Below are 21401 nucleotides of genomic sequence, written 5' to 3'. Positions count from 1 at the left end.
CGGACGTTCCCCGGGGCCTGCCTAGACGGTCACCTCGGAGGTGAAGACCCGGACGCCGTGCTGCTCGACCGACACGTCCACGCGGCGCCGGCCCGTGCCGTCGGGGACCGGCTCACCGGCCACGACGACGGCCGGGGCGTCCAGCTCGACGTACCGGGCGAAGTGCGTCCTCATCCCGAAGACGGTCGAGGAGCCGCCGCCGACGGCGTGCGCCGCCTGCCGGGCGGCTTCGAGCAGGAGCATTCCGGGCGCGTGATCGACGGCGTGGTCGAACAGCACCGGGTGCGTGGGGTCCACCCGCAGCATCCACCGCCCGGGCCTGCCGCCCACCACCGGGGAGAGCACCACGTCGTGCGGGGACGCGCGGTCCACCCGGTGCGGATCCACGGGCGGACCGGCCGGCAGGCAGCTCGCGAGGGCGGCGTCGGCATCGGCGTAACTCCCGCGCAGCCGCCGGTACACGGCCGCGGGCTGGTTGTTGAACCGGGTGTGCGCGCTGCCCATCAGCCGCTCCCCCAGGTGGACGTCGATGTCCATCGTCATCCCGGCGAACCTGCTGCCGCGGCGGACCACGTCCGAGCAGGTCACCACCAGGCGTACCTCCTCGTCCACGGTGGTCACCAGCGAGGCCAGCGGGTCGACCGAGAAGCTGAAGTGCTCCCACGCCTGTTTGTACGCGCGCGGCACGTCGTGCACGGCGTGGGACAGCAGCGGCACCGTCTGGCGCACGCTCTCGGCGAGCAGCATCGGGTCGTACGCCCCCCGCGTCGGCCGGTAGAAGGCGTGCCCCCGGGGCCAGCGCCCCGTGAGCACATAGCGCCCGGGCGACTGCTCGGCCCACGCCGTGAGCAGGACTTCCTCACTCCGAAGCTTGTGCACCTGCCACTGGTGCACCTGCGACTGCTGGACCGGCGGGAATGCACGGCTCAGTACAGAAACAGACAACTTGGCCCCCCAAGATCGTTAGCTGTTGCGGGTGACTACGCAGCGATGTGTGCGGACGACTCCGTGTACCCGGCTCAAAAATAATGATCCTTCTGTTTTCTCGCGTCAAGGGGCTGTGGCGTCTTCCTTTGTTTGGCGGATGATTGACCTCCATACGCAACTCAACCACCACAAAATGGACTTGCCTCGGCCGCAGTCGACTCAGGTAACGTAAGGAGCATTCTTTTTGGAAGGTGAGAGATATGGCGCAACTGAAACAGGAGCGGGCGGAACAGACCCGCCGCGTACTCCTGCACGCGGCCGCGGAGGTCTTCGACGAGTTCGGCTACGCGGGGGCCAGCATCACCCGCATCCTGAAGCGCGCCGGCGTGACGGCGGGAGCGCTCTATTTCCACTTCGGCTCCAAGGAGGACCTGGCCAGGGCGGTGATGAACAGCCAGCCGGAGACCCTGGTCCCGCTGATCGCCGCCGGTGGTCTGCAGCGGCTCATCGACCTCACCCTCGTGTGGTCGTGGCAGCTCCAGCGTGACCCGCTGCTCCGGGCCGGCGTCCGGCTGACGAACGAACAGGCCGCCATGGGCGGCTCGTTGAACGCCGACCCGTACGACAACTTCCGCGGGATCATGACCGGCTGTCTGCACGAGGCACGGGAGGAGGGCGAGCTCCAGCCGGGCATCGATCCGGTCGTGGTCGCGGAGTTCGTGGTCGCCGCCTGTACCGGAATGCAGATGTACTCCAACGTCATCAGCGGCCGCAAGGACCTGCCCGAGCGCACCCAGCAGATGTGGAACCTGCTCCTCCCGGGCATCGCGGTCCCGTCCGTGATCATCCGCGCCGACGCGACCCCGGCCCGGGGCATCTCGCTGATGCCCGGCACACCGGAACGGACCGGAACACCGGAACGGGCCGACGCGCCCGCACCGGCCGAGGCTCCCGAACAGCCCGGTTGACCGGAACCGCCCGGATCACCCGAACCGGCCGGCTCCCCCTCGCCGGCCGGCTCGGCCCCGAACAGCCCGCCCTGACCGCACAGCTCGTACAGCACGCCCAGCCCGCCCCGACTGCCCTGCCCGCCCCGTCCGTTGTCGACGATTCCTACGGAGCCGCATGCTTTCCCTGCGCCTGGCCGCCCTGAACATCGACGGTGTCCTGCTCAACGACACCTTCAGTCCGGTCATCCACCACTTCATCGTCAGCAGAGGCGGTACGTACTCCGCCGAGCTGGAAAGATCCATATTCTCCCAGCCGCAGCACATCGCCGGCCGGCTGCTCTCGGCCGCCGTCGGCGGCGACATGACGGGCGAGGAAGCGCTCGCCGCCTACTTCGAGGACCGCGCCGCCCACCTCGACCGCCACCCGGTCACGGTCACGCCCGGCACCCGCGACCTGCTCCTGCGGCTGCGGGCCGCGGGCCTGCTCACCGTCTGCTACGGCGGCCTCGGCAAGGACCACTTCGACCGGCATCTGGGCCACTGCGCCGAGCTGTTCGACGGCCCCGGCTACGTCTGCACCAACGACGTCCGCCCCGGCGTCCGGGAGATCACCGAGGACGTGTTCGGGCTCCGCCCCGCCCAGGCCCTCTTCGTCGACGACGTCGCCCGGGTCGCCGACGCGGCCCGCGAGCTCGGCACCGCCTTCGTCGGCCGCCCCTCCGACTTCGTCCACAGCCACCAGCGCGCGCTCATGCGGGAGTCGGGCGTACGCCACCTGATCGGCGGCCTCGACGAACTCGACGACGATCTGGTGCGCCGGATCGACCGGGAGGCGGTCGCGGGGAGCCTGTGGAGCACCCCCCTGGCCACCGCCGGGCAGGGGACGTACGCGTGATGCCGGGCGGACCGCTGCTGCCCGGCAAGGTGGCGCTGATCACCGGCGCCTCCAGCGGGATCGGCGCGGCGGCGGCCCGGCACTTCGCCGACGAAGGAGCCGCCGTCGTGCTCGTGGCGCGCCGGGCCGGCCTGGTCGAGGAGGTCGCCGAGCGGATCAGGAAGGACGGCGGCCGGGCCGTGGCCGTACCGGGCGATGTCACCGTCCCGGCGGACATGGACCATGCGGTCGCCACGGCGGTCGACCGGTTCGGCAGGCTCGACTGCGCGTTCAACAACGCCGGTTACGCCAGCGCCGGAACGGTCCTGCACGAGCTGCCCGACGATGTCTTCGACCGCACCATGGACGTCAATCTGCGCGGTGTGTGGAACTGTCTGCGCGCCCAGATCCCCGCCATGCTGCCGGCCGGCGCCGGCTCGGTCGTCAACACCTCCAGCGTCGCGGGCGTCCGCGCGACCGCCGCTTCGGCGCCCTATGTGGCCGCCAAGCACGCGGTGATCGGACTGACCAGGGCGGCGGCCGCCGAGTACGGCGAGCACGGCATCCGCGTCAACGCCCTCGTGGTGGGCAGCACCGACACGGAGATGATGGACGGCGTCCTCGCGACCGGCCCCACCGTGCGCGCCGGCTTCGGCTCCAAGGCGATCCAGCAGCGCCTCGCCGATCCGACCGAGATCGCCCGCGCCGCGGCCTGGCTCTGCTCGGACGCCTCCTCGTTCACCACCGGATCCGCCCTCGCGGTGGACGGCGGACGCACCGCGAAGTGAGCGCCGGACCCACCGCACGCCCAACGCCCCAGGCGCCCGCTGCCCTTGACGGTGAGGGCAGGAGGCGCCTGGGGCGTGCTGCCGGCGAAACGCCGGACCAAAGCCGCGCCGGGTCAGACCCGGACCGCGCTCGGCTCGCCCGCGAGCTGCCCGGACTCCTGGGCCGGGGCGGCCGCCTCGGGCTTCGTACGGTCGGCGAGCTTGAGCCAGATGACCCCGACGATGATGACGGCCAGCCAGGCGCCCTTGGCCAGGGTGAGGGTCTCGTCGAAGAAGAGCGGGCCGAGAACCGCGGCGCCGACCGCGCCGATGCCCGCCCAGACGGCGTACCCGATGCTCACGTCGATCGTGCGGAGGGCGAGGCTCAGTGCGTAGAGGGTGAGCAGGAAGAACACCACGGCGACCAGGGACCAGGTCAGGACGGTGAAGCCTTCGCTGCCGCCGACGGCGAGCGCGTACCCGATCTCGAAGACTCCGGCGAGAAGGAGCGAGAGCCAGGCGTTGGTGGAGCTCTTGGCTGCGTTGGACATGGGAGGTGGGTCCTCTCTCAGGGGTGTCGTCAGGTGGTTACGGGGCCGGAGTGCGGCGGTGCGCCGCGTGCGGGGCCCGGGGGTCGCGCTCCGGGCTCAGGCGGAACCGCTCAGCTGCAGGCCGACGACACCGCCGATGACGAGGAGGATGCCGATCGCCTTGTTCACGTTCAGACGCTGGCCGAAGAACAGCGCGCCGAGGACGGTGATGCCGACACCGGCGACGGACGTCCACAGGGCGTAGCCGACGCCGACGTCGAAAGTCAGCAGCGCCTTGCTGAGGAAGAAGGTCGCGGCGGCGCCGCTGAGCAGCGTGATGGTCGTCCACTTGCGGTTCTTGAAGCCCTCGGCCTTTCCGGCGGCGATGGCGACCGTGATCTCGAAGGCGACGGCGATGGCGAGGTAGAGCCAGTGCATGGCGGGTCCTTCCGTGCGGTGGATGAGAGGGGGTGGGCGGGGTGAAGGGGCGGTACGGAACCGGAGCGCTAGCGCGCGGCGCGGCTCAGGGTGAGGAAGTCCTGGAACGGCTGCTCGGCTTCGGGGAGTTGGAGCGCGGTGACCTTGATGGGCCAGTCCGCCGGATCCTCGGCGAAGAGGGTGTACGTGCTCGTGTAGTCGAAGCCGTACCGGGCGGCGGTCCTGCGGTCGGCGGCGTGCACGATGTGGCCGATGCCGGCGTACCGCGCCGCCAGATAGCAGAGGGCGCAGGGTTCACCGGAGGCGATCAGGGTGGCTCCGGCCACGGAGCGGATCCCGTGCCGGGTGGTGGCCTCCCGGAGGGCGACCACCTCGGCGTGGGCGGTCGGGTCGTTGTCCTCGCGGACCCGGTTGAAGCCGGTTCCGAGGATCCGCCCGCCGGCCACGACCACGCCGGAGAAGGGGATTCCGCCCTGCGCGACATGCTCACCGCTGAGCCGGATCGCTTCGTGGGCGTAGCCGATCAGTTCGCTTTCGTGTGGGGCCATGAGCGGTTCGTCTCCCGAGTTGCCCTGTAGCGTTCATTTGCCTGCACATGCAAGAGAAAGATGTCCGCACGTGGCCACCGAGGGCCTCGCTCGCAGAACTAATCTTGCATGTGCATCTAAAAACTGTCAAGCGTGTGCGTGCGCCCGGGCGTTGCCCAGGGTCGCCAGCGGCTCCAGCACCCGGGGGTCGAACGCCGCCCGGGCCGTACCCGCCGCCACTCTGCGCGGCAGGTCGGGGTTGGCCAGCGCGGCCGTCCCGATCGCCAGGAGGTCGGCATGCCGCTCGTCCAGGACGCGGCGTGCCACCTCGTCCCGGTGCAGCCCGCCGTTGGCGATCACGGGGAGCCCGGTGACCGTCCGGGCGAGCGCGGGAAGCGTCCACCCCTCCGGGAACCGGTCCCGTCCGCTGCCCGCGAGATGCAGATAGCCGGCCCCGGCGGCAGCGGCCGCCGTGAAGACGGTGCGCGCCTCGGCGTCGCCTCCCGGCCACTGCCACGCGGGGTCGTTGATCTTCCCCTGGGAGAGCCGGACACCGACCGTGAAGCCGGGCCCGGTCGCGGCTCTCACCGCGGCCGTCACCTCCCGTACCAGCCGCAGGCGTTCCTCGACGTCACCGCCGTACTCGTCGGTGCGCACATTGGTGTACGGGGTGAGGAACTGGTCGAGCAGATAGCCGTTGGCCGCGTGGATCTCCACCCCGTCGAAGCCGACGTCGCGGGCGCGGAGCGCGGCGGTCGCGAAGCCTTCGACGGCCTCGGTGATCTGCCGGCGGGTCATCTCCATCGGCACGGGCCAGCGGCCGCCGCCACGGTACTTGGCCAGTTGCTCGCCCAGCGGCCGCACCGCCGACGGGCCCGCGGCCCGGTCGCGGAACCGGTTGCCCTGCGCGAGGGCCCCGGCGTGCATCAGCTGCAGGACGATCCGCGCCCCGGCGGCGTGCGCCCGCTCGACCACCGGCCGCCAGGCGGCGGCCTGCGCCTCGTCCGTGATGCCGGGCTGGAACAGATAGCCCTGGCTGAAGGCCCGGTCGGTGTAGGTGCCTTCGGTGATGAGGAGTCCGAAGCCGCCCTCGGCGAAGGCCGCGTAGTACTCGGCCATCTCCGGCGTGGCCCGGCCGTCCTCGGTCGCGGAGACCCGGGTCATGGGGGCGACGGCGAATCTGTTGCACAGTTCGAGACCCGCGAACCGGCAGGCGGCGAGGGCGGGATGGACGCCGGGCAACCCGGTGGAGGCGCCGGACGGACCGGCGGCGGTGCCGGACGGACCGGCGGCGGTGCCGGGCAACTCAGCAGCTCCCGTCGATACCGCAGGCGGCGCCGTAGACGACGGCGTCCTCCGCCTGCCGCGCCTGGGCGTCCAGGATCGCCTTGCGCAACTGGGCGGGGCGCGGGACGCCTTCGATCCGGGTGTCGCCGATGAGCATGGTGGGCACGGCCTGCACCCGGTGGGCCGCCGCCTCCCGCAGGGCCTCCTGGTGCCGGGCGCGATAGGTGCCGTCCGCCAGCGCGGCCCGGAACCCCGCCTCGTCCAGGCCGATCTCGCCGGCCAGCGTCACGAGGACGTCGGTCCGCCCCAGGTCCTGGCTCTCCTGGAAGAAGGCGCGGAACATCCGCCGGGTGTAGGCGGTGCCCAGGCCGTGCTCGGCCGCGTACTGGTACCCCTCGAAGGCGAGGGCGGTGTACGGCTGCGGCGATACGTCGGGGAGCGTGATGTCGACGCCCAGGCGGCGGGCCATGGGGTAGACGGCGCGCTTCCAGATGTCGGGCAGGTAGTCGTCCTCCGGCCGCAGGGTGGACTGGGGGTGGGGCCGCAGCTCGAACGGCATCCACTCGACCTCCACCTCCGCGCCGACGTCGTCGATCGCCTCTTCGAGGGGGCCTTCGGCCAGCATGCAGAAGGGGCAGACGTAGTCGGACCAGATCTTGATCTTCACGGGATCAGCCATGCGCAGACCTCCAGGTCATTGATCGCGCAAGCAACAACATCCCCCGACAGCGCGGCAGGAGTTGACGGACGCTCAAAAGGTTGCACGATCATGCACTTTGATGTCAAGCGTGGCTGTCGCCCTCCATCGACAGGGCGTCAAGGCGGTCCACTTGAGCGTGCTGACGGCCAACACCCGTGCGCGCGCTGCCTCCGTTCGTGCGGGCGCTCTTCAGCTGCCGGTCCGCCAGGAGACCGCCGAGGAGGCCGGGGCCTCCGCCCTGCGCCAGGCGGCCCGTTCCGGAGCGGTCTCCGTGCTCGGCTCCACCGGATGGCGGACCACGGCCAGGACCGCCGCGAGCGCCGCCAGCTCCTCCGGAGTCGGCGAGCCGTGGACCACCCGGAGCGAGGAGGCGGCCGGGCCTGTGGCGGCGCTCATGCCGGCTGGTTGCCGTGCTTGCGCGACGGCAGGTCGGCGTGTTTGCGGCGGAGCATGGCGAGCGAGGCGATGAGGACTTCGCGGGTTTCGGCGGGGTCGATGACGTCGTCGACGAGGCCGCGCTCGGCCGCGTAGTAGGGGTGCATCAGCTCGGCCTTGTACTCCTTGACCATGCGGGTGCGCATGGCCTCGGGGTCCTCGGCGTCCGCGATCTGGCGGCGGAAGATGACGTTGGCCGCGCCCTCGGCGCCCATGACCGCGATCTCGTTGGTGGGCCAGGCGTAGGTGAGGTCGGCTCCGATGGACTGGCTGTCCATGACGATGTACGCGCCTCCGTAGGCCTTGCGGAGGATGAGCGAGATCCTGGGCACGGTGGCGTTGCAGTAGGCGTAGAGGAGTTTGGCTCCGTGGCGGATGATGCCGCCGTGCTCCTGGTCGACGCCCGGCAGGAAGCCCGGCACGTCGACCAGCGTCACCAGCGGGATGTTGAACGCGTCGCAGAGTTGGACGAACCGTGCGGCCTTCTCCGCCGCGTTGATGTCCAGGACGCCGGCCAGGGCGAGGGGTTGACTGGCGACGATGCCGACGACCTGGCCGTCGAGGCGGGCCATCGCGCAGATGATGTTGCGGGCCCAGCGCTCGTGGATCTCCAGGTAGTCGCCGTCGTCGACGAGCTCCTCGATCACCTTGTGCATGTCGTACGGACGGTTCCCGTCCGCCGGGACCAGGTCGAGGAGGATGTCGCTGCGGCGGTCGGCCGGGTCGTCGCTCGGGGCGGTCGGCGGGTTCTCACGGTTGTTGGAGGGCAGCATCCCGATGAGGTACCGGACCTCCGCGATGCACGTCTCCTCGTCGTCGTACGCGAAGTGCGCGACGCCCGAGGTCTCGGCGTGCACATCCGCGCCGCCGAGGCCGTTCTGGGTGATCTCCTCACCGGTGACCGCCTTCACGACGTCCGGTCCGGTGATGAACATCTGCGAGGTCTCCCGGACCATGAACACGAAGTCGGTGAGCGCCGGGGAGTAGGCCGCGCCGCCCGCGCACGGGCCGAGCATCACGCTGATCTGCGGGATCACACCGGAGGCCCGGGTGTTGCGCTGGAAGATGCCGCCGTAACCCGCGAGCGCGCTGACACCCTCCTGGATACGGGCGCCCGCACCGTCGTTCAACGACACCAGCGGCGCACCCGCCGAGATGGCCATGTCCATGATCTTGTGGATCTTCGTGGCGTGCGCCTCACCCAGCGCCCCGCCGAAGATCCGGAAATCGTGCGCGTAGACGAACACCGTGCGGCCCTCGACCGTGCCCCAACCGGTGATCACACCATCCGTGTACGGCTTCTTCGCCTCCAGACCGAACCCCGTCGCCCGGTGCCGACGCAGCTGCTCGACCTCCTTGAACGAACCCGCGTCCAGCAGCAGCTCGATGCGCTCGCGGGCGGTCAGCTTCCCCTTGGCGTGCTGCGCCTCGGTCGCCCGCTCACTCGGTCCGCGCAGTGCTTCGGCGCGGATCACGGCGAGTTCGGTGAGCGCCTGCTGCTCCATGGCCGGTCTCCTCCTCGTCCTGTCCTGCGGTCGGGTCAGCATCCAGCCGGCCCGGCGGCCGTGGACGCGCGGGCGCCGACGTAGGCGCACAGCGCGTCCAGCGCGCGGCGGGGCGCGCCGGCCGGCAGCCGGCACAGCGCGGCCCTGGCCAGCCGCAGGCGCTCCTGGAGGTGTTCCTCCGCGGCCGCGGGCGCGGAGGAGGACCGGAAGAGCTCCAGCGCGCGCCGCCTGCGTACCTCGTCGTCCAGCGGTCCGGTCTCCAGCAGTCCGCGCAGCTCGGCTCCGGCCGGTCCGGTGTCGGAGAGGGCCAGCAGGACCGGCAGGCTCGGCACTCCGGCAGCCAGGTCCTTGCCCTGCTCCTTGCCGGTCCGCGCGGCCGGTGCGACCAGGTCGAGGAGGTCGTCGGATATCTGGAAGGCGATGCCGAGCTGGTGTCCGTACTCCATGAGCGCGCTCCGCTGTCCGGCCGGCGCACCGGCCTGGAGCGCACCGGCTCCGAGCGACATCGCCAGCAGCGCCGCGGTCTTGCCGGAGGTGACCCGGAAGAAGTGCTGGACCGGGTCCTCGCCCTCGCCCGGACCGGTCAGCTCACGGAGCTGGCCGTCCACCAGCACCGCCGCGACGTCCGCGTTGAAGCGCACCATGTCCGGGCCGAGTCCGGCCGCCAGCCGTGCGGCGCGCGCCAGCAGCCAGTTGCCGCCGGCCACCGCCATCCGCTCGCCCCACCGTGCGTTGGTGCTGGCCACGCCGTGCCGCAGCGTCGCACCGTCCATCACGTCGTCGTGGTACAGCGAGGAGATGTGGACGAGTTCGGCGATCACGGCGGCGTCGACGACTCCGTCGCGCCACTCCTCGCCGAACTCCGCCCCGAGCAGCACCAGCAGCGGCCGCAGCCGCTTGCCGCCGGACGCGGCGAGATGGACCGTGAGCTCGGCGACGCGAGGGTCCGGGGAGTCGGCCGCCACGTCCAGCAGACGCTTCTCGACGGCCAGCAGCTGCTGGGCCGTCCGGCGACGGAACAGCGGGTCCTGCGCGGCGACATGGGCCAGGAGTTCGTTTCCGGGCGGGGCCGTGACCATCAATGTCCTCGTCCTCTTCCCGGCGGTTGGGTGACGCGTCGGCAGCCGTCACGTCCGCCGACGGCGGCAGCGGTTCGAGAATCGGCCGCCCGCCGCACGGCGGGCAATGTCGCTGACCTCTTCCTGCCAGCCGTACGCGGACGCGCCGCACCGGACGGCACGGTCCGAACGAGCGGCAGGTTGCTGCCACATTCCGGCCGAAGTGCCGGAGCGGGGAACCGGCCGTGCCGACAATCGGTGGCTCTCGAAAGACCCCCCTGGAGGAGTCCCATGTTCGGAAGGATCGGGCAGTCCGCCGTCCGGCATCCCTGGCTGACGATCGTCGCCTGGATCATCGCGGCGGTCGCCCTGATGTCCCTCGCACCGCAGCTGAAACCGACCGGCGACCAGGCGGACTTCCTGCCGTCGCACTATGAGTCGGTGCAGGTCGGCGAGGTGCAGAAGCGCGCCTTCCCGCAACAGGAACAGCCGGCGTCCATCGCCGTCTTCCAGCGCGGCGACAAGGCGGCGCTGACACCGGAGGACCGGCAGGACCTGCGGAAGGTCGTCGCCGGGCTGGACGGCGCCGGGCTGAAGAAGGTCAAGCAGATCTCCACCGACGAGCAGTCGGTCTCGGCCGACGGGAAGCTCGCGCTGGCGGCGGTCATGGCCACCACGAAGGATCCGTACGACGCGGATCTGATGGCCTCCGTCGAGGAACTGCGCGAGATCGCCGTGCCGTTGCTGAAATCCACCGAGCTGACCATGGGCGTCACCGGTCAGACGGCCACCGGTGTGGACACGATGAAGTCCTCCGGCAACACCGACGCCATGATCATGATGGCCACGATGGTGCTCATCGTGGTGCTGCTGCTCGCCATCTTCCGCAGTCCGCTCATCGCGCTGCTGCCGCTGCTGATCATCTCGCTGGTCTTCATGGTGGCCAACGGGCTGATCGCCACCGTCTCCGACCTCGGCGGGCTGAAGACCGACGCCTCGATCTCGTCCATCCTGATCGTGGTGCTGTTCGGCGTCGGCACGGACTATCTGCTGTTCCTGCTCTTCCGCTACCGCGAACACCTGCGTTCCGGCCAGGAGCCGAAGCAGGCCATGGCGGACGCGGTCGGCAAGGTCGGCGAGACGATCGCCTCCGCCGCCGGAGCGGTCATCGTCGCCTTCCTGGCGCTGCTGCTCTCCACGCTCGGCATGTTCCGCGCGATGGGCCCCGCGCTGGCCATCGCGGTCGCGGTCACGCTGCTCGCCGCGCTGACGCTGGTGCCCGCGGTGTTCTCCCTGCTCGGCACGAAGGCGTTCTGGCCGTCCAAGGCCTGGCGGAAGCAGCCCCAGCACCGGATCTCCGAGCGCGTCGGCGCGCTGACCGGCCGCAGGCCCGGTCTGGTGGCCGCCGCCTCCGGCGGTCTGCTCGCGGTGCTCGCCATCGGCGCGCTCGGCTTCAACCCGGTCTTCGACACCGGCAGTTCGCTGCCGAAGGAGCTGGAGTCGGTCAAGGCGATGGAGGACCTCCAGCACAGCTTCCCGTCCGGCCAGACCGACCCGGTGTGGATCGTGGTGCGTTCCGAGGACGGCGGCAAGCTGGACCCGGCGGCGCTGGAGGCGTACGGGAAGGAGCTGGCGGCGCTGGACGGCGTCGGCAGCGCGCCTCCGGCGGTGCTCGCCCCGGCCGGGGACGTCGCACAGCTCTCGGTGCTGATCGACCACCGGCCGACCGGTGACGCGGCCATCGACCTGGTCGCCGGGCCGCTGCGCGATCTCGCCCACGACAAGGCCCCGGACGGCACCGAGGCGCTGGTCGGCGGCACCAGCGCGGTGCTCGCCGATGTGCAGCACGCGGTCAACCGCGACTACACGCTGGTGTTCCCGGCGGCCGGACTCGCCATCATGATCATCCTCGGTCTGCTGCTGCGCAGCGTGGTGGCTCCGTGGTACCTGATGCTGGCGGTCGGCCTCGGCTTCGGCGCGACGCTCGGCTCCACCGTCTGGCTCTTCCAGGACGTGCGCGGCGAGAGCGGTCTGCTCTTCACGCTGCCGGTGATCCTCTATCTGTTCGTCGTGGCGATCGGCACCGACTACAACATCCTCATGATCGCCAGGCTGCGCGAGGAGATCCGGCGCGGCAGCAGTCCGGCCGAGGCCACCGCGCGCGCCGTCGTGAGCACCGCGTCCACGATCACCGCCGCCGCGGTGATCCTGGCCGGCACGTTCGGCGTGCTGCTGCTGGCGGAGAACACCATGCTGCAACAGATGGGCTTCGCCGTGGCGTTCGGCATCCTGCTCACCGCGTTCGTGATGGCGATGCTGCTCGTTCCGGCGCTCACCGCGCTGTTCGGCCGCAGCGCCTGGTGGCCCGGCGGCCGCGCCGACGCCGCGCGTACCGAGGAGAACGGTCCGGACGGCACGGACGCGGCGGACGGCAGCGCGGACGAGCGGAAGCCGGCCGATGTGACGGGCTGACGCGCCCGTTCCCAGGAACGCGTACGGGCCACGGACCCGGACGTGAAGGAGCGGCCGGACACCGGGCTTCGGGCCCGGGTCCGGCCGCTCCGTCGTCCGCGTGGTCGCCGTCAGCGGGTGCGTACCACCGCGGCGGTCAGCACTCCTCGTCGGCGAGCAGCCGGTACAGCTCGCGGCGCGCCTCGGCCAGCACCGCCGCCGCCTGCTCACGGCGGCGGGCGTCGCCCGACCACTCCAGGCGTCCGGCGGCCATCAGCACATCGCCGAGCAGCCGGTGCGCCTCGCCGGGGCGGGCGCCGGAGGAGTCGGAGGAGCCGGATGAACCTGCGGAGCCCGCGGAACCGCCGGACGCGAAGGGGTCGAAGGAGCCGAAAGGCCCGAAGGCTCCGGAGCCGCCGCGTCGCGCGGCGGCCTCGCGGCCTTCCTCCGTGAGCGCGTAGGCGCGCGGCCGGTCCTTCGTGCCGGCCGTCACCAGGTTCTCGTCGGTGAGCTGGTCCAGCAGCGGATACAGCTGCTCGGCGGTGATCCGCGGACGGCCCGGGAGGGTGCCGATCTCCTCGATCAGCTCCGCGCCGCTGCGCGGACCGCCGGACAGGATTCGCAGGACCGTGTCGCGCAGCCCGTTGGCCGTCATCGCGTCGACCCAGCCGGGAATCCGGTCCAGCAGGTCGGGAACCTGGTCCAGGAGGTCCGGCACCTGGTCGAGCAGATCGGGTCCGCCGGGTACTCCCCAGCGCTTGCGGTAGGTCGACTTCGCCTTCATGACACGCCTCCAGTCGGTTCGGTGGTGCGGTTCGGTGGTGTGTTGCCGTGGTGCGGTGCGGTTCGGTGAATCGCTTCTCTTCCGCCGAGGTTCCTCACGGTTCGCCGCGGAACACCCGGACGAGTACGCGCAGGCCGAGCACCGAGCTGACGACCAGCAGGTTGTAGCCGAAGACGTCGAGCAGACCGAGCGTCGGCGTGATCAGCGGACCGCTGTCCGTGCCGAGCAGCAGCACGCCCATGATTCCGAAGGCGGCGGCCAGCACCGTGATCAGCGACAGGTGGACCAGCCCGGTGACCAGCCTGCGGTCCCGCTCGCGGGCTCCGAGCCGTACGGTCACACCGAGCCGGCCCTCCTCCAGCGCGCCGGTGATGCGGTCCAGGCGGCGCGGCACCTTGCTCAGCATCGCCATCATGCTGAGGACGTTCTCCCCGGCGGTGGCGCGCAGCGCGGCCGGCTGGAACCGCTCGGTGTAGTAACCGGCCACCAGCTCCCGCGACTCGGTCACGATGTCGAAGGACGGCGCGAGGCCCATCAGCGTGCCGTGCAGCGTGGCGAGCATCCGGAACAGTCCGGCGACCTGCGGCGGCACGGACAGTCCATGGCCGGCGATCACCCGGAACAGACCGGCGAACATCTCCAGGTCCGGAGTGGTGCCGGCGGTGAGGAACAGCGAGACGAAATCGCCGAGTTCACGCTCCAGCGCCTGTTCGTCGAGATCGTCGTGGCGGATGACCAGATCGAGCAGCGCGTCGCACAGCGCCGCCCGGTCGCCGCGCTTGACCGCCAGCAGCAGGGCGCGCAGCGCGGACCTGGCCTTGGCGTCCAGCCGGCCGACCACGCCGAAGTCGAGGAGTGCGAGGCGGCCGTCGTCCAGCAGCAGGATGTTCCCCGGGTGCGGATCGCAGTGGAAGACGCCGTGGATCATGACCTGGCGCATCATGCAGTCCAGCAGGACACCGGCGAGCTCCTCGCGGTCCAGTCCGGACCGTTCGACGCGCGGACCGGCCTCGCCGATCGGGGTCCCTTCCAGATGCTCCAGCACCAGCACGCGCTTGGTGCACAGCCGGTGGAACTGCTCCGGGACGCACACCGCGGTGCCCGCCTCGGCCGCCGCCGCGCCGATCGCGCTCATGTTGCGCAGCTCGACCTGGAAGTCCAGCTCCTCGCGGAGCGCCGTGGCGAACCCCTCGGCCAGCGCGACCGCGCCGATCGACCGGGCCCAGTCGGCGCGTTCCTCCAGCGTGACGGCGATCCGGCCCATGATGTCCAGGTCCCGCTCCACGATGTGGTGGATGCCCGGCCGCTGGATCTTGATCACCACGGAGGTGCCGGAGGTCAGCCGCGCCCGGTGCACCTGGGCGACCGATCCGGCGGCCAGCGGCTCCGGGTCGAACTCGGCGAACTCGCTGTCCACCAGCCCGCCCAGCTCGTCCTCCAGCACCCGCCTGACCTCCGGCCAGGGCGCGGGCGCGACCTTGCACTGGAGCTTGCTCAGCTCCTCGGTGAACTCGCTCGGTATCGCGTCCGGCCGGGTGGACATCAGCTGGCCGAGCTTGACGAAGGTGACCCCGCCCTCCTCGATGGCCAGCCGCAGCGACCGGGCCAGCCGCGGCGAGCCGAGCCGGCCCGCCGCGCCGCCCCGGTCCTTGCCGGTGCGGTCCTTGCGGCGCAGGAACGGCGCGAGGCCGTGCCGGGCCAGGATCACGCCGATCTGCGCGTACCGGTGGACCCGCATGATGCGGCGGTGCAGCCGGCGCGTCCAGGCCACCGGCCGCGACCGGTCCGACATCACGACGTCCGCCAGGACCAGGAACGCCATCGTCACCAGCACCGAGATGCCGACCATGACGGTGGCGAGCGCTCCGCGCTCCAGCGGCGGCTGCACATGGTTGCCGAAGACCACGGCGGTGGCGAAGCCGACCAGGGAGGCCAGCACCATCCGGAGCGTGCCGACGCGCAGACCGAGCAGCCGCCGCGCGCCGACCGCCATGCCGATGGCCAGCGTCACGACGCCGACGGTTCCGGCCAGGGCGAAGACGAGATCGTTCATGGCCGGCGCGCTAGGGGGTGTCGTGCTCGGCGGTGATCGGCAGGACGGCCCCCAGCTCCACGGCCGACCGGCCGGAAGGCAGCGGCAGCGTCCGCAGCACTCTCAGGTCCGCGGCGTCCGCGAGCTCGGCGTACTCCTCCAGCGAGCGTTCCCGGCCGCCGAGCGTGGTCAGCAGGATCAGGTTCAGGGTCGCGATGCCCTGCCGGATCTCCGGCTGGATCAGATGCTCCACGACCAGCACCCGGCCGTGCTCGCCCGCCGCCTCGGCGCAGCGGCGCAGGATCGCGCGCGAGGCCTCGTCGCTCCAGTCGTGCAGGATCGTGGAGAGGAGATAGACGTCCGCACCGGCCGGAAGCGGCTCGAAGAAGCTGCCCGCCACGATCTCGCACCGGTCGGCGACGCCCGCCTCGGCCAGCAGCCGGCCGGCCCCGCCGGAGGCGGCCGGCAGGTCCACCAGCGTCGCGCGGAGCGACGGATGCGCGGCCAGCACCTCGGCCAGCAGCGTGCCGGTGCCGCCGCCGACGTCCACGACATGGCCGACGCCGCTCCAGTCGTACGTCTTGGCGACGTCCGCGGCGATCTCCGAGACCTGCTTGGCCATCTTGGCGTTGAAGGCGCGGCTCAGATCCGGCCGGGCGTCCAGGTCCTCCCAGTACGTCCTGCCGTAGATCTCGGCGTAGGCGGGGCCGCCGGTGCGGATGCTGTGGAGCAGGCCGGCGAAGGCGCGCTGCGGCCGGCCCATCGGCGAGTCCAGGTCGAGGAACTCGCGCATGCCGACCGGATGGTCGCTCTCGATCCAGCGGGACAGCTCGGTCGGCGCGTAGACGCCGGGCTCCGGCTGGTCGAACAGGCCCTGCACGGTCAGGTGCCGCATCATCTCGCCGAGCGCCTCGCGGTCGGTGGAGGTACGGGCCGCGAGGTCGTCGAGCCGGTCCACTCCTTCGCGTACGAGATCGGCGATGCCGAGCGTCGCGGCGACGCGGACGGCGTTCGGCGTGATGACGTCGGACATCGCCATGAACCGCTCGGCGACGGGGTCGTGCGCCGGAGCCGCGTAGGCGCCGTTGCCGTCGGTGGCCGCGTCGGCCTGATCGGTCGGTCGGGACATGGATCGGCTCCTTGCCGCTGATGGGCCGTGGCCGCCTCGGCTCCGAAGAGCCCGCGAGCCGCGTGAGGTTGACCGTCCGCACGCTAATGACGGCGAAGGCCGTGGCCGGACGTGTTGCCGCTACCGGCAAAGACCTTACGGAGAGGACCGGCCGCTCCGGCATCATCCGCAGGTCACATCGGCGCACGACCTGAGGCAGACGCGGCGGCCGGTCCCCGGCTGCCACGGTGGAGGTACCGCGCGGCGCGAAGCATCCGGCCGCGGTACCGCAGTGAGAGGAGTCCGAGATGCCTGAAGGCGTCGTTCCGCTGACCGAGAAGCCCGCCCCCGCGGCGGCCGCGGCCGTCCGGCCGGTCAGACCGTGGCCGGTGCTGGTGACGCTGCTGGCCGCGCTGGCCGCCGCGGCCGCCGAGCCGCACCTGCCGGGGGCGGCGGACTACATCAGGTCGCTCGGCATCGTGCCGTCCTGGGCGCTGTGGGCCGGGGCGGCGGTCGGCGTCGTCGCCGTCCTGGCCTCCGCCGCGCGCTCCACGGCGCACGGCGCGGCGCGCACCGCGGTCCTGGTCCTCGGCTGGACCGGCACCGTCCTGCTGCTCTGGTCGGCCGTCGGGATCGTCTTCGACGGCTTCCGCGCGTTCTTCCGGGTCACCGGCATCCCGGCCGGCGACTTCGCGATCGTCGACTGGCCCGGCTTCCTCAGCCGTGCCGTCGCCTTCGCGGCCACGGTGCTGCTGGCCCGCTCCACGCTCGCCTTCCAGCGCCGCACCGGAACCGGCTGCGACCGCTGCGGGCTGCTGCCGGGCGAGCGCGAGAAGTCCTCGCCGTGGCTCGGATACGCGGCGTTCGCCCTGGCCTTCGTCTACCCGGCGGTGAAGTATTACTGGTGGGCGGGCGGCGGCATCGGCCGTCCGGACGACTATCCCGAGGGATTCCCGGTCATGGAAACCATGCTGCTGGTCGGCGGCGGAGTGCTCTCACTGGCCCTGGTGAGCTCGTGGGGCCTGATCTATCCGTCGTGGGTGCCGTTCCTGGCCCGGCGGACCGTGCCCCGGATGCTGCTGGTCGCCTGCGGCTGGGGCCTGTCTGCGGCGCTGCTGCTCCAGGGACTCATCCCGGTGTTCGCCGCGATCAACCATCTGCTCGGCGGGCCCGAGCTGCCGTTCGACGCGGGCAGCGCCAACTCCTGGGTCATCCTCGCGGTGTACGGCGGCTGGTCGCTGTTCGGCGCGGCGCTGCTCGGCGCGACCCGCGACTACCAGCGCCGTACCCGGTCCGTGTGCGCGCAGTGCGGCCACTGAACCGGCTGCCGCGACCGGAGCGGCCCGACGTCCTGATCACCCTGGCCGTCGCGCTGCCGGTCGGCGGCTGGACGCTGCTCCTGCTGGCGCTCGCGCTGCCGGGGGCCTGGGCTCTGCTGCTGGCGCCCGCGGTGCTCGTCGGCCACGCGGCCGGGGCCTGGCGGCGGTCGGCGGCCACCGCCTCGTTCACCGTGACGACGGTGGCCTGCGCCGTCCAGGCCGTGGTCCTGCCCGGTGAGTTTCCGCTGCTGCCGTCCCTGATGGCGTTTCCGCTGGCGCTGTACGCGTACTGCGCGCACGGTCCGGGGCGCGCGCCGCTGGCCTCCGTGCTGGTCGGCGCGGCCGGTGCGGCGGCGGTCACCCTGCGGTCCGCGCTGACCACCACCGTGCAGTTGCCGCCGGCCTTCCTCTTCGGCTTCCTGCTGGCGATCGTGCTGGTCGCGTTCAGCCTCGGCCTGTTCCGCCGCTTCCAACTGGCGTACGTCGGTGAGCTGGAGCACCGCGCGGTGCGCGCCGAGGCGGAGCGCGAGGAGCGCGCCGCGCGGGCGGCACGCGACGAACGGGCCAGGATCGCGCGGGAGATGCACGATCTGGTGGCGCACTCGCTGTCCGTCATCGTGAGCCAGGCGCAGGGCGGCCGGTACGCGGCGCGCGCCAGGCCGGAGCGCGCCGCCGAGGTGCTGGCCACCGTCGAGGAGGCGGGCCGGCAGGCGCTCACGGACATGCGCGGTCTGCTCGGCATGCTCCGCGACGGCGACCACGGCGACGGCTTCGGACCGCAGCCGGACCTGGCGCAGGTGCCGGAACTCCTGCGCCGCGTCCGCGAGTCGGGGCTGACCGTCGACTTCACCGAGACCGGCGAGCCCGGCGGGCTGACGCCGGCGGCGGAGCTGGCCGCGTACCGGCTCGTGCAGGAAGCCCTGACCAACACTCTCAAACACGCCGGTCCCGGCGCCCGTTGCGGGATACGGTTCGACTGGTCGGACTACGGGGTGGAGATCCAGGTGCGCGACGACGGCACGGGGCCGGGGCCCGGCGACGGAGCCGGACACGGACTGGTCGGCATGCGCGAGCGTGCCGCGGTGGCCGGCGGCACCGTGCACACCGGTCCGGCCCCGGGCGGCGGCTTCCTGGTCAGCGCGCGGCTGCCGGTCCGCGGCGCGGCGGGCTCCACCGGACCGGAACACGGCGAGCGGGAGAGCGCCGCCCAGGAGAACGGCGGGCAGGAGCGCGTATGACGATCCGGGTGTTCCTCGTCGACGACCAGGAGATGGTGCGGGCCGGCTTCGTCATGGTCGTCGAGGCGCAGGACGACATGACGGTGGTCGGCGAGGCGGGCGACGGCGCGGAGGCGCTGGAGAAGCTGGCCGTGACCTCCGCCGACATCGTGCTGATGGACGTCCGGATGCCGCGCATGGACGGCGTGGAGGCGACGCGCAGGCTGCTGGCGCGCGAGGACGCCCCGAAGGTCGTCGTGCTCACCACCTTCGACGTCGACGAGCACGCGTTCGCCGCGCTCCAGGCCGGAGCCAGCGGCTTCCTGGTCAAGGACGCGCCGGCCGAGGACCTGCTCTCCGCGATCCGCACCGTGCAGCGCGGCGACGCGGTCATCTCGCCGACCACCACCCGGCGGCTGCTCGACGAGGTCGCGCCGGATCTGCCGCAGCGCAGCGAGGGACCTGACCCGCTGGCCGAGCTCACCGCCCGCGAGCGCGAGGTCCTGCTGCTCATCGCGCGCGGCGCGTCGAACGCCGCCATCGGCAAGGAACTGCATCTGTCCGAGGGCACGGTGAAGACGCACGTCGGACGGCTGCTGGCGAAGCTGGGCATGCGCGACCGCGTGCAGGTGGTGATCTTCGCCTACGAACAGCGGCTGGTCCGTCCGGGGCGCTAGAGCCTGCCGAAGAGCCTTCCCCAGCACGTCACTTGGCGATGGCGGCGATGCGCGGCGTGCTCAGCGAGATGTAGTGGACGGTCCGCAGCGCCAGCGAGCGGTCCAGCCGGGCGGCGTTGAAGTAGATCTCCTCGTGCACCAGCAGGTCCGCGTCCACCACCACCGGCAGCCGCTCGTCGAACGAGAACGGGATGACGCAGCCGCTGACACAGCCGGTGAGGCGTTCGGCCTCCTCGCGGTCGCCGAGCGTGGCGTCGCTGCCTCCGTACAGTTTGCGGACCCGCCGCAGGTCGACGCGGCGGTGGCCCGGCACGACGGCGAGGACGTGGTGGTCCTCGCCGCCCTTCCTGCGGATCCGCAGGACCATGCACTTGGCGGCCATCTCCAGCCGGTGGCCGCGCAGTTCGCTGGCCAGGTCGGTGCGGCCCTCCGGCGCGTGGTCGATGATCCGGTAGTCGGCTCCGGCGCGGTCCAGCAGCGCCATCAGCCGGCGGTGGGTGCCGTCGCCGGCGTCCGGATCAGGAGGGTGGCCGAGGCGCGGTCCGGCCCCGGCCGTGGCCGTCGTGTCCAGCAGGCCGGTCACAGGACGACCGGCAGTGATTCCAGGCAGCGCAGCATCAGGCTGAACCGCCACTGGAGGTCCTCGCGGCCGACCGCCGGTGCGAGAGCGGGGAAGCGCGTGATCAACTGGCCGATCGCCACGGCTCCTTCGACGCGCGCCAGCGGAGCGCCGAGGCAGTGGTGCAGTCCGTGGCCGAAGGCGAGGTGGCCGGTGGCCGGGCGGGTGATCTCCAGGCGGTCCGGCTCCGAGAACTTCGACGGGTCACGGTTGAGCGCGCCGATGGAGACGAACACCGAGTCGCCGGCCGGAATGGTGACGCCGCCGATCTCGACCGGCTCGGCCGCGTAACGGAACGTCGCCACGTTGATCGGGCTCTCGAAGCGCAGCAGCTCCTCGATCGCCCCCGGAAGGAGGGTCAGATCCTTCTGGAGCAGGGCGAGTTGGTCCGGCTCGGAGAGCAGCGACAGCATCGCGGTGCCGATGAAGCTGATCGCCGTCTCATGGCCCGCGCCGAGCAGCAGGAACACCATCGACATGACTTCGGTCTCGGACAGCAGATCGTCCGCGTCCCGCGCCTGGAGGAGATTGCTGATCAGGTCGTCGGCAGGCCGGGCGCGCTTGTCGGCGATCAGATCGCCGAGGTAGCGGATCAGCGACTGCCTGGCCTCGGCGACCTGCTCCGGCGGATGCACCCCGGTCATGGTGGTGTACCAGTCGCGGAAGATCTCGCCGTCCGCCGCCGGAATGCCGATCAGCTCGCAGATCACCCGGGTGGACAGCGGCATCGCGTAGTCGTTCACGATGTCCATCCGCTGCCCGGCCTCGAAGCCGTCCAGCAGTCCGGCGGCGAGCTCCTCGATGCGCGGCCGGAACATCTCCGTCGGCCGCGCCGTGAAGGCCTTCGTGGTCAGCTTGCGCAGCCGGGTGTGGTCCGGCGGGTCGCTGTTCAGCATGTGCCGCGACAGCAGCTCCATGCCCGGCTCCTCCGGTCCCATGCCGGTGCCGCCGGCCGGATTCGGGAAGCGGCGCGGGTCTTTGTGCAGCTTGGGCTCGGCGAGCGCGGCGCGCGCGTCCTCGTACCGCGTGAGCATCCAGAGGACCGAGCCGCTGGCCTGCCGCAGCTTGACCGGTCCCTCCTCGCGCATCCAGTCGTACGTGGCGTGCGGATCGCGTACGAAGTCCTGGGTGATCAGCGCCTCGGCGGAACGCGTCCCGTCCTCGGCGGTGGTGTGCAGGTCCATGTCCTGGCTCAT

At 71.8% G+C, this 21401-nt stretch carries 21 protein-coding genes; 7 read left to right on the top strand and 14 right to left on the bottom strand.

Annotation, left to right across the window (positions count from 1 at the left end; translation table 11 throughout):
• Window positions 1–21: 21 nt before the first annotated feature.
• The gene (locus tag ACSMXR_RS19980) at window positions 22–945 is read right to left on the bottom strand and encodes a ScbA/BarX family gamma-butyrolactone biosynthesis protein (RefSeq protein ID WP_473169565.1); all 924 of its coding nucleotides are present in this window, start codon (window positions 943–945) and stop codon (window positions 22–24) included.
• 242 nt (window positions 946–1187) lie between these two features.
• On the opposite strand from ACSMXR_RS19980, the gene ACSMXR_RS19975 reads away from it, so the two are divergent.
• The 3 genes from ACSMXR_RS19975 to ACSMXR_RS19965 all read left to right on the top strand — a co-directional run bounded on the left by ACSMXR_RS19975 (window position 1188) and on the right by ACSMXR_RS19965 (window position 3539).
• Window positions 1188–1895: a ScbR family autoregulator-binding transcription factor gene (locus ACSMXR_RS19975; protein WP_240806138.1), complete on the top strand. Its 708-nt coding sequence runs from the start codon at window positions 1188–1190 to the stop codon at window positions 1893–1895.
• Between the two features lie 157 nt (window positions 1896–2052).
• Window positions 2053–2772, top strand: coding sequence for an HAD family phosphatase (locus tag ACSMXR_RS19970; RefSeq protein ID WP_218525394.1), 720 nt, complete (start codon window positions 2053–2055; stop codon window positions 2770–2772).
• Window positions 2772–3539 (top strand): SDR family NAD(P)-dependent oxidoreductase, encoded by a 768-nt coding sequence (locus ACSMXR_RS19965; protein ID WP_473172411.1) that lies wholly within the window; start codon window positions 2772–2774, stop codon window positions 3537–3539. Before ACSMXR_RS19970 ends, ACSMXR_RS19965 begins: the two co-directional genes overlap by 1 nt.
• A gap of 113 nt (window positions 3540–3652) precedes the next feature.
• Here the strand turns inward: ACSMXR_RS19965 and ACSMXR_RS19960 are convergent, their stop codons facing one another.
• The 8 genes from ACSMXR_RS19960 to ACSMXR_RS19925 form a co-directional block, all read right to left on the bottom strand.
• Entirely contained in the window at window positions 3653–4069 is a 417-nt protein-coding gene (locus tag ACSMXR_RS19960; RefSeq protein ID WP_137235707.1) for a DMT family transporter, read from the bottom strand.
• A gap of 96 nt (window positions 4070–4165) precedes the next feature.
• Window positions 4166–4486, bottom strand: coding sequence for a DMT family transporter (locus tag ACSMXR_RS19955; RefSeq protein WP_030075961.1), 321 nt, complete (start codon window positions 4484–4486; stop codon window positions 4166–4168).
• A gap of 68 nt (window positions 4487–4554) precedes the next feature.
• On the bottom strand, window positions 4555–5034 hold the full coding sequence (locus ACSMXR_RS19950) for a nucleoside deaminase (protein WP_137235706.1): 480 nt from the start codon (window positions 5032–5034) through the stop codon (window positions 4555–4557).
• A gap of 126 nt (window positions 5035–5160) precedes the next feature.
• Window positions 5161–6318: an NADH:flavin oxidoreductase gene (locus ACSMXR_RS19945; protein WP_473169564.1), complete on the bottom strand. Its 1158-nt coding sequence runs from the start codon at window positions 6316–6318 to the stop codon at window positions 5161–5163.
• 1 nt (window position 6319) lies between these two features.
• On the bottom strand, window positions 6320–6979 hold the full coding sequence (locus ACSMXR_RS19940) for a DsbA family oxidoreductase (protein WP_473169563.1): 660 nt from the start codon (window positions 6977–6979) through the stop codon (window positions 6320–6322).
• Between the two features lie 210 nt (window positions 6980–7189).
• Window positions 7190–7396 (bottom strand): acyl-CoA carboxylase epsilon subunit, encoded by a 207-nt coding sequence (locus ACSMXR_RS19935; RefSeq protein ID WP_137235702.1) that lies wholly within the window; start codon window positions 7394–7396, stop codon window positions 7190–7192.
• Complete coding sequence (locus ACSMXR_RS19930; protein ID WP_473169562.1) at window positions 7393–8940, bottom strand: acyl-CoA carboxylase subunit beta; 1548 nt, start codon at window positions 8938–8940, stop codon at window positions 7393–7395. Before ACSMXR_RS19930 ends, ACSMXR_RS19935 begins: the two co-directional genes overlap by 4 nt.
• Before the next feature lie 35 nt (window positions 8941–8975).
• Window positions 8976–10019 (bottom strand): polyprenyl synthetase family protein, encoded by a 1044-nt coding sequence (locus ACSMXR_RS19925; RefSeq protein ID WP_473169561.1) that lies wholly within the window; start codon window positions 10017–10019, stop codon window positions 8976–8978.
• 270 nt (window positions 10020–10289) lie between these two features.
• Here ACSMXR_RS19925 and ACSMXR_RS19920 point away from each other — a divergent pair, with 270 nt between their 5' ends.
• Complete coding sequence (locus tag ACSMXR_RS19920) at window positions 10290–12470, top strand: MMPL family transporter (RefSeq protein WP_218525401.1); 2181 nt, start codon at window positions 10290–10292, stop codon at window positions 12468–12470.
• A 136-nt stretch (window positions 12471–12606) separates the two neighbouring features.
• Here the strand turns inward: ACSMXR_RS19920 and ACSMXR_RS19915 are convergent, their stop codons facing one another.
• The 3 genes from ACSMXR_RS19915 to ACSMXR_RS19905 all read right to left on the bottom strand — a co-directional run bounded on the left by ACSMXR_RS19915 (window position 12607) and on the right by ACSMXR_RS19905 (window position 16394).
• Window positions 12607–13233: a PadR family transcriptional regulator gene (locus tag ACSMXR_RS19915; RefSeq protein ID WP_473169560.1), complete on the bottom strand. Its 627-nt coding sequence runs from the start codon at window positions 13231–13233 to the stop codon at window positions 12607–12609.
• 94 nt (window positions 13234–13327) lie between these two features.
• Window positions 13328–15286 carry an ABC1 kinase family protein gene (locus ACSMXR_RS19910; RefSeq protein WP_137235615.1) on the bottom strand — a complete coding sequence of 653 codons (1959 nt, stop codon included), beginning with the start codon at window positions 15284–15286 and terminating at the stop codon, window positions 13328–13330.
• 10 nt (window positions 15287–15296) lie between these two features.
• Complete coding sequence (locus tag ACSMXR_RS19905; RefSeq protein ID WP_137235614.1) at window positions 15297–16394, bottom strand: methyltransferase; 1098 nt, start codon at window positions 16392–16394, stop codon at window positions 15297–15299.
• 287 nt (window positions 16395–16681) lie between these two features.
• On the opposite strand from ACSMXR_RS19905, the gene ACSMXR_RS19900 reads away from it, so the two are divergent.
• From ACSMXR_RS19900 to ACSMXR_RS19890, 3 genes are read left to right on the top strand one after another with little or no spacing between them, the layout of a single operon-like run.
• Entirely contained in the window at window positions 16682–17692 is a 1011-nt protein-coding gene (locus tag ACSMXR_RS19900) for a hypothetical protein (RefSeq protein WP_473169559.1), read from the top strand.
• The gene (locus ACSMXR_RS19895) at window positions 17671–18930 is read left to right on the top strand and encodes a sensor histidine kinase (RefSeq protein ID WP_473169558.1); all 1260 of its coding nucleotides are present in this window, start codon (window positions 17671–17673) and stop codon (window positions 18928–18930) included. Before ACSMXR_RS19900 ends, ACSMXR_RS19895 begins: the two co-directional genes overlap by 22 nt.
• A complete protein-coding gene (locus ACSMXR_RS19890; protein WP_137235611.1) occupies window positions 18927–19586 on the top strand; it encodes a response regulator in 660 nt (219 codons plus the stop codon). The genes ACSMXR_RS19895 and ACSMXR_RS19890 overlap by 4 nt, the downstream gene beginning before the upstream one ends.
• A gap of 28 nt (window positions 19587–19614) precedes the next feature.
• Here the strand turns inward: ACSMXR_RS19890 and ACSMXR_RS19885 are convergent, their stop codons facing one another.
• Both ACSMXR_RS19885 and ACSMXR_RS19880 read right to left on the bottom strand, forming a co-directional pair.
• Complete coding sequence (locus tag ACSMXR_RS19885; protein WP_473169557.1) at window positions 19615–20169, bottom strand: YbaK/EbsC family protein; 555 nt, start codon at window positions 20167–20169, stop codon at window positions 19615–19617.
• Entirely contained in the window at window positions 20166–21401 is a 1236-nt protein-coding gene (locus tag ACSMXR_RS19880) for a cytochrome P450 family protein (RefSeq protein ID WP_240806128.1), read from the bottom strand. Before ACSMXR_RS19880 ends, ACSMXR_RS19885 begins: the two co-directional genes overlap by 4 nt.

The sequence above is a fragment of the Streptomyces sp. DSM 106670 genome (genome assembly GCF_055792845.1).
This window is presented reverse-complemented; position numbering and strand designations above follow the sequence as displayed.

Coding starts and splice junctions, on each gene's coding strand:
- ACSMXR_RS19975 (WP_240806138.1), top strand. CDS start 1,188: ATGGCGCAACTGAAACAGGAGCGGGCGGAACAGACCCGCCGCGTACTC.
- ACSMXR_RS19970 (WP_218525394.1), top strand. CDS start 2,053: ATGCTTTCCCTGCGCCTGGCCGCCCTGAACATCGACGGTGTCCTGCTC.
- ACSMXR_RS19965 (WP_473172411.1), top strand. CDS start 2,772: ATGCCGGGCGGACCGCTGCTGCCCGGCAAGGTGGCGCTGATCACCGGC.
- ACSMXR_RS19960 (WP_137235707.1), bottom strand. CDS start 4,069: ATGTCCAACGCAGCCAAGAGCTCCACCAACGCCTGGCTCTCGCTCCTT.
- ACSMXR_RS19955 (WP_030075961.1), bottom strand. CDS start 4,486: ATGCACTGGCTCTACCTCGCCATCGCCGTCGCCTTCGAGATCACGGTC.
- ACSMXR_RS19950 (WP_137235706.1), bottom strand. CDS start 5,034: ATGGCCCCACACGAAAGCGAACTGATCGGCTACGCCCACGAAGCGATC.
- ACSMXR_RS19940 (WP_473169563.1), bottom strand. CDS start 6,979: ATGGCTGATCCCGTGAAGATCAAGATCTGGTCCGACTACGTCTGCCCC.
- ACSMXR_RS19935 (WP_137235702.1), bottom strand. CDS start 7,396: ATGAGCGCCGCCACAGGCCCGGCCGCCTCCTCGCTCCGGGTGGTCCAC.
- ACSMXR_RS19930 (WP_473169562.1), bottom strand. CDS start 8,940: ATGGAGCAGCAGGCGCTCACCGAACTCGCCGTGATCCGCGCCGAAGCA.
- ACSMXR_RS19925 (WP_473169561.1), bottom strand. CDS start 10,019: ATGGTCACGGCCCCGCCCGGAAACGAACTCCTGGCCCATGTCGCCGCG.
- ACSMXR_RS19920 (WP_218525401.1), top strand. CDS start 10,290: ATGTTCGGAAGGATCGGGCAGTCCGCCGTCCGGCATCCCTGGCTGACG.
- ACSMXR_RS19915 (WP_473169560.1), bottom strand. CDS start 13,233: ATGAAGGCGAAGTCGACCTACCGCAAGCGCTGGGGAGTACCCGGCGGA.
- ACSMXR_RS19910 (WP_137235615.1), bottom strand. CDS start 15,286: ATGAACGATCTCGTCTTCGCCCTGGCCGGAACCGTCGGCGTCGTGACG.
- ACSMXR_RS19905 (WP_137235614.1), bottom strand. CDS start 16,394: ATGTCCCGACCGACCGATCAGGCCGACGCGGCCACCGACGGCAACGGC.
- ACSMXR_RS19900 (WP_473169559.1), top strand. CDS start 16,682: ATGCCTGAAGGCGTCGTTCCGCTGACCGAGAAGCCCGCCCCCGCGGCG.
- ACSMXR_RS19890 (WP_137235611.1), top strand. CDS start 18,927: ATGACGATCCGGGTGTTCCTCGTCGACGACCAGGAGATGGTGCGGGCC.
- ACSMXR_RS19880 (WP_240806128.1), bottom strand. CDS start 21,401: ATGAGCCAGGACATGGACCTGCACACCACCGCCGAGGACGGGACGCGT.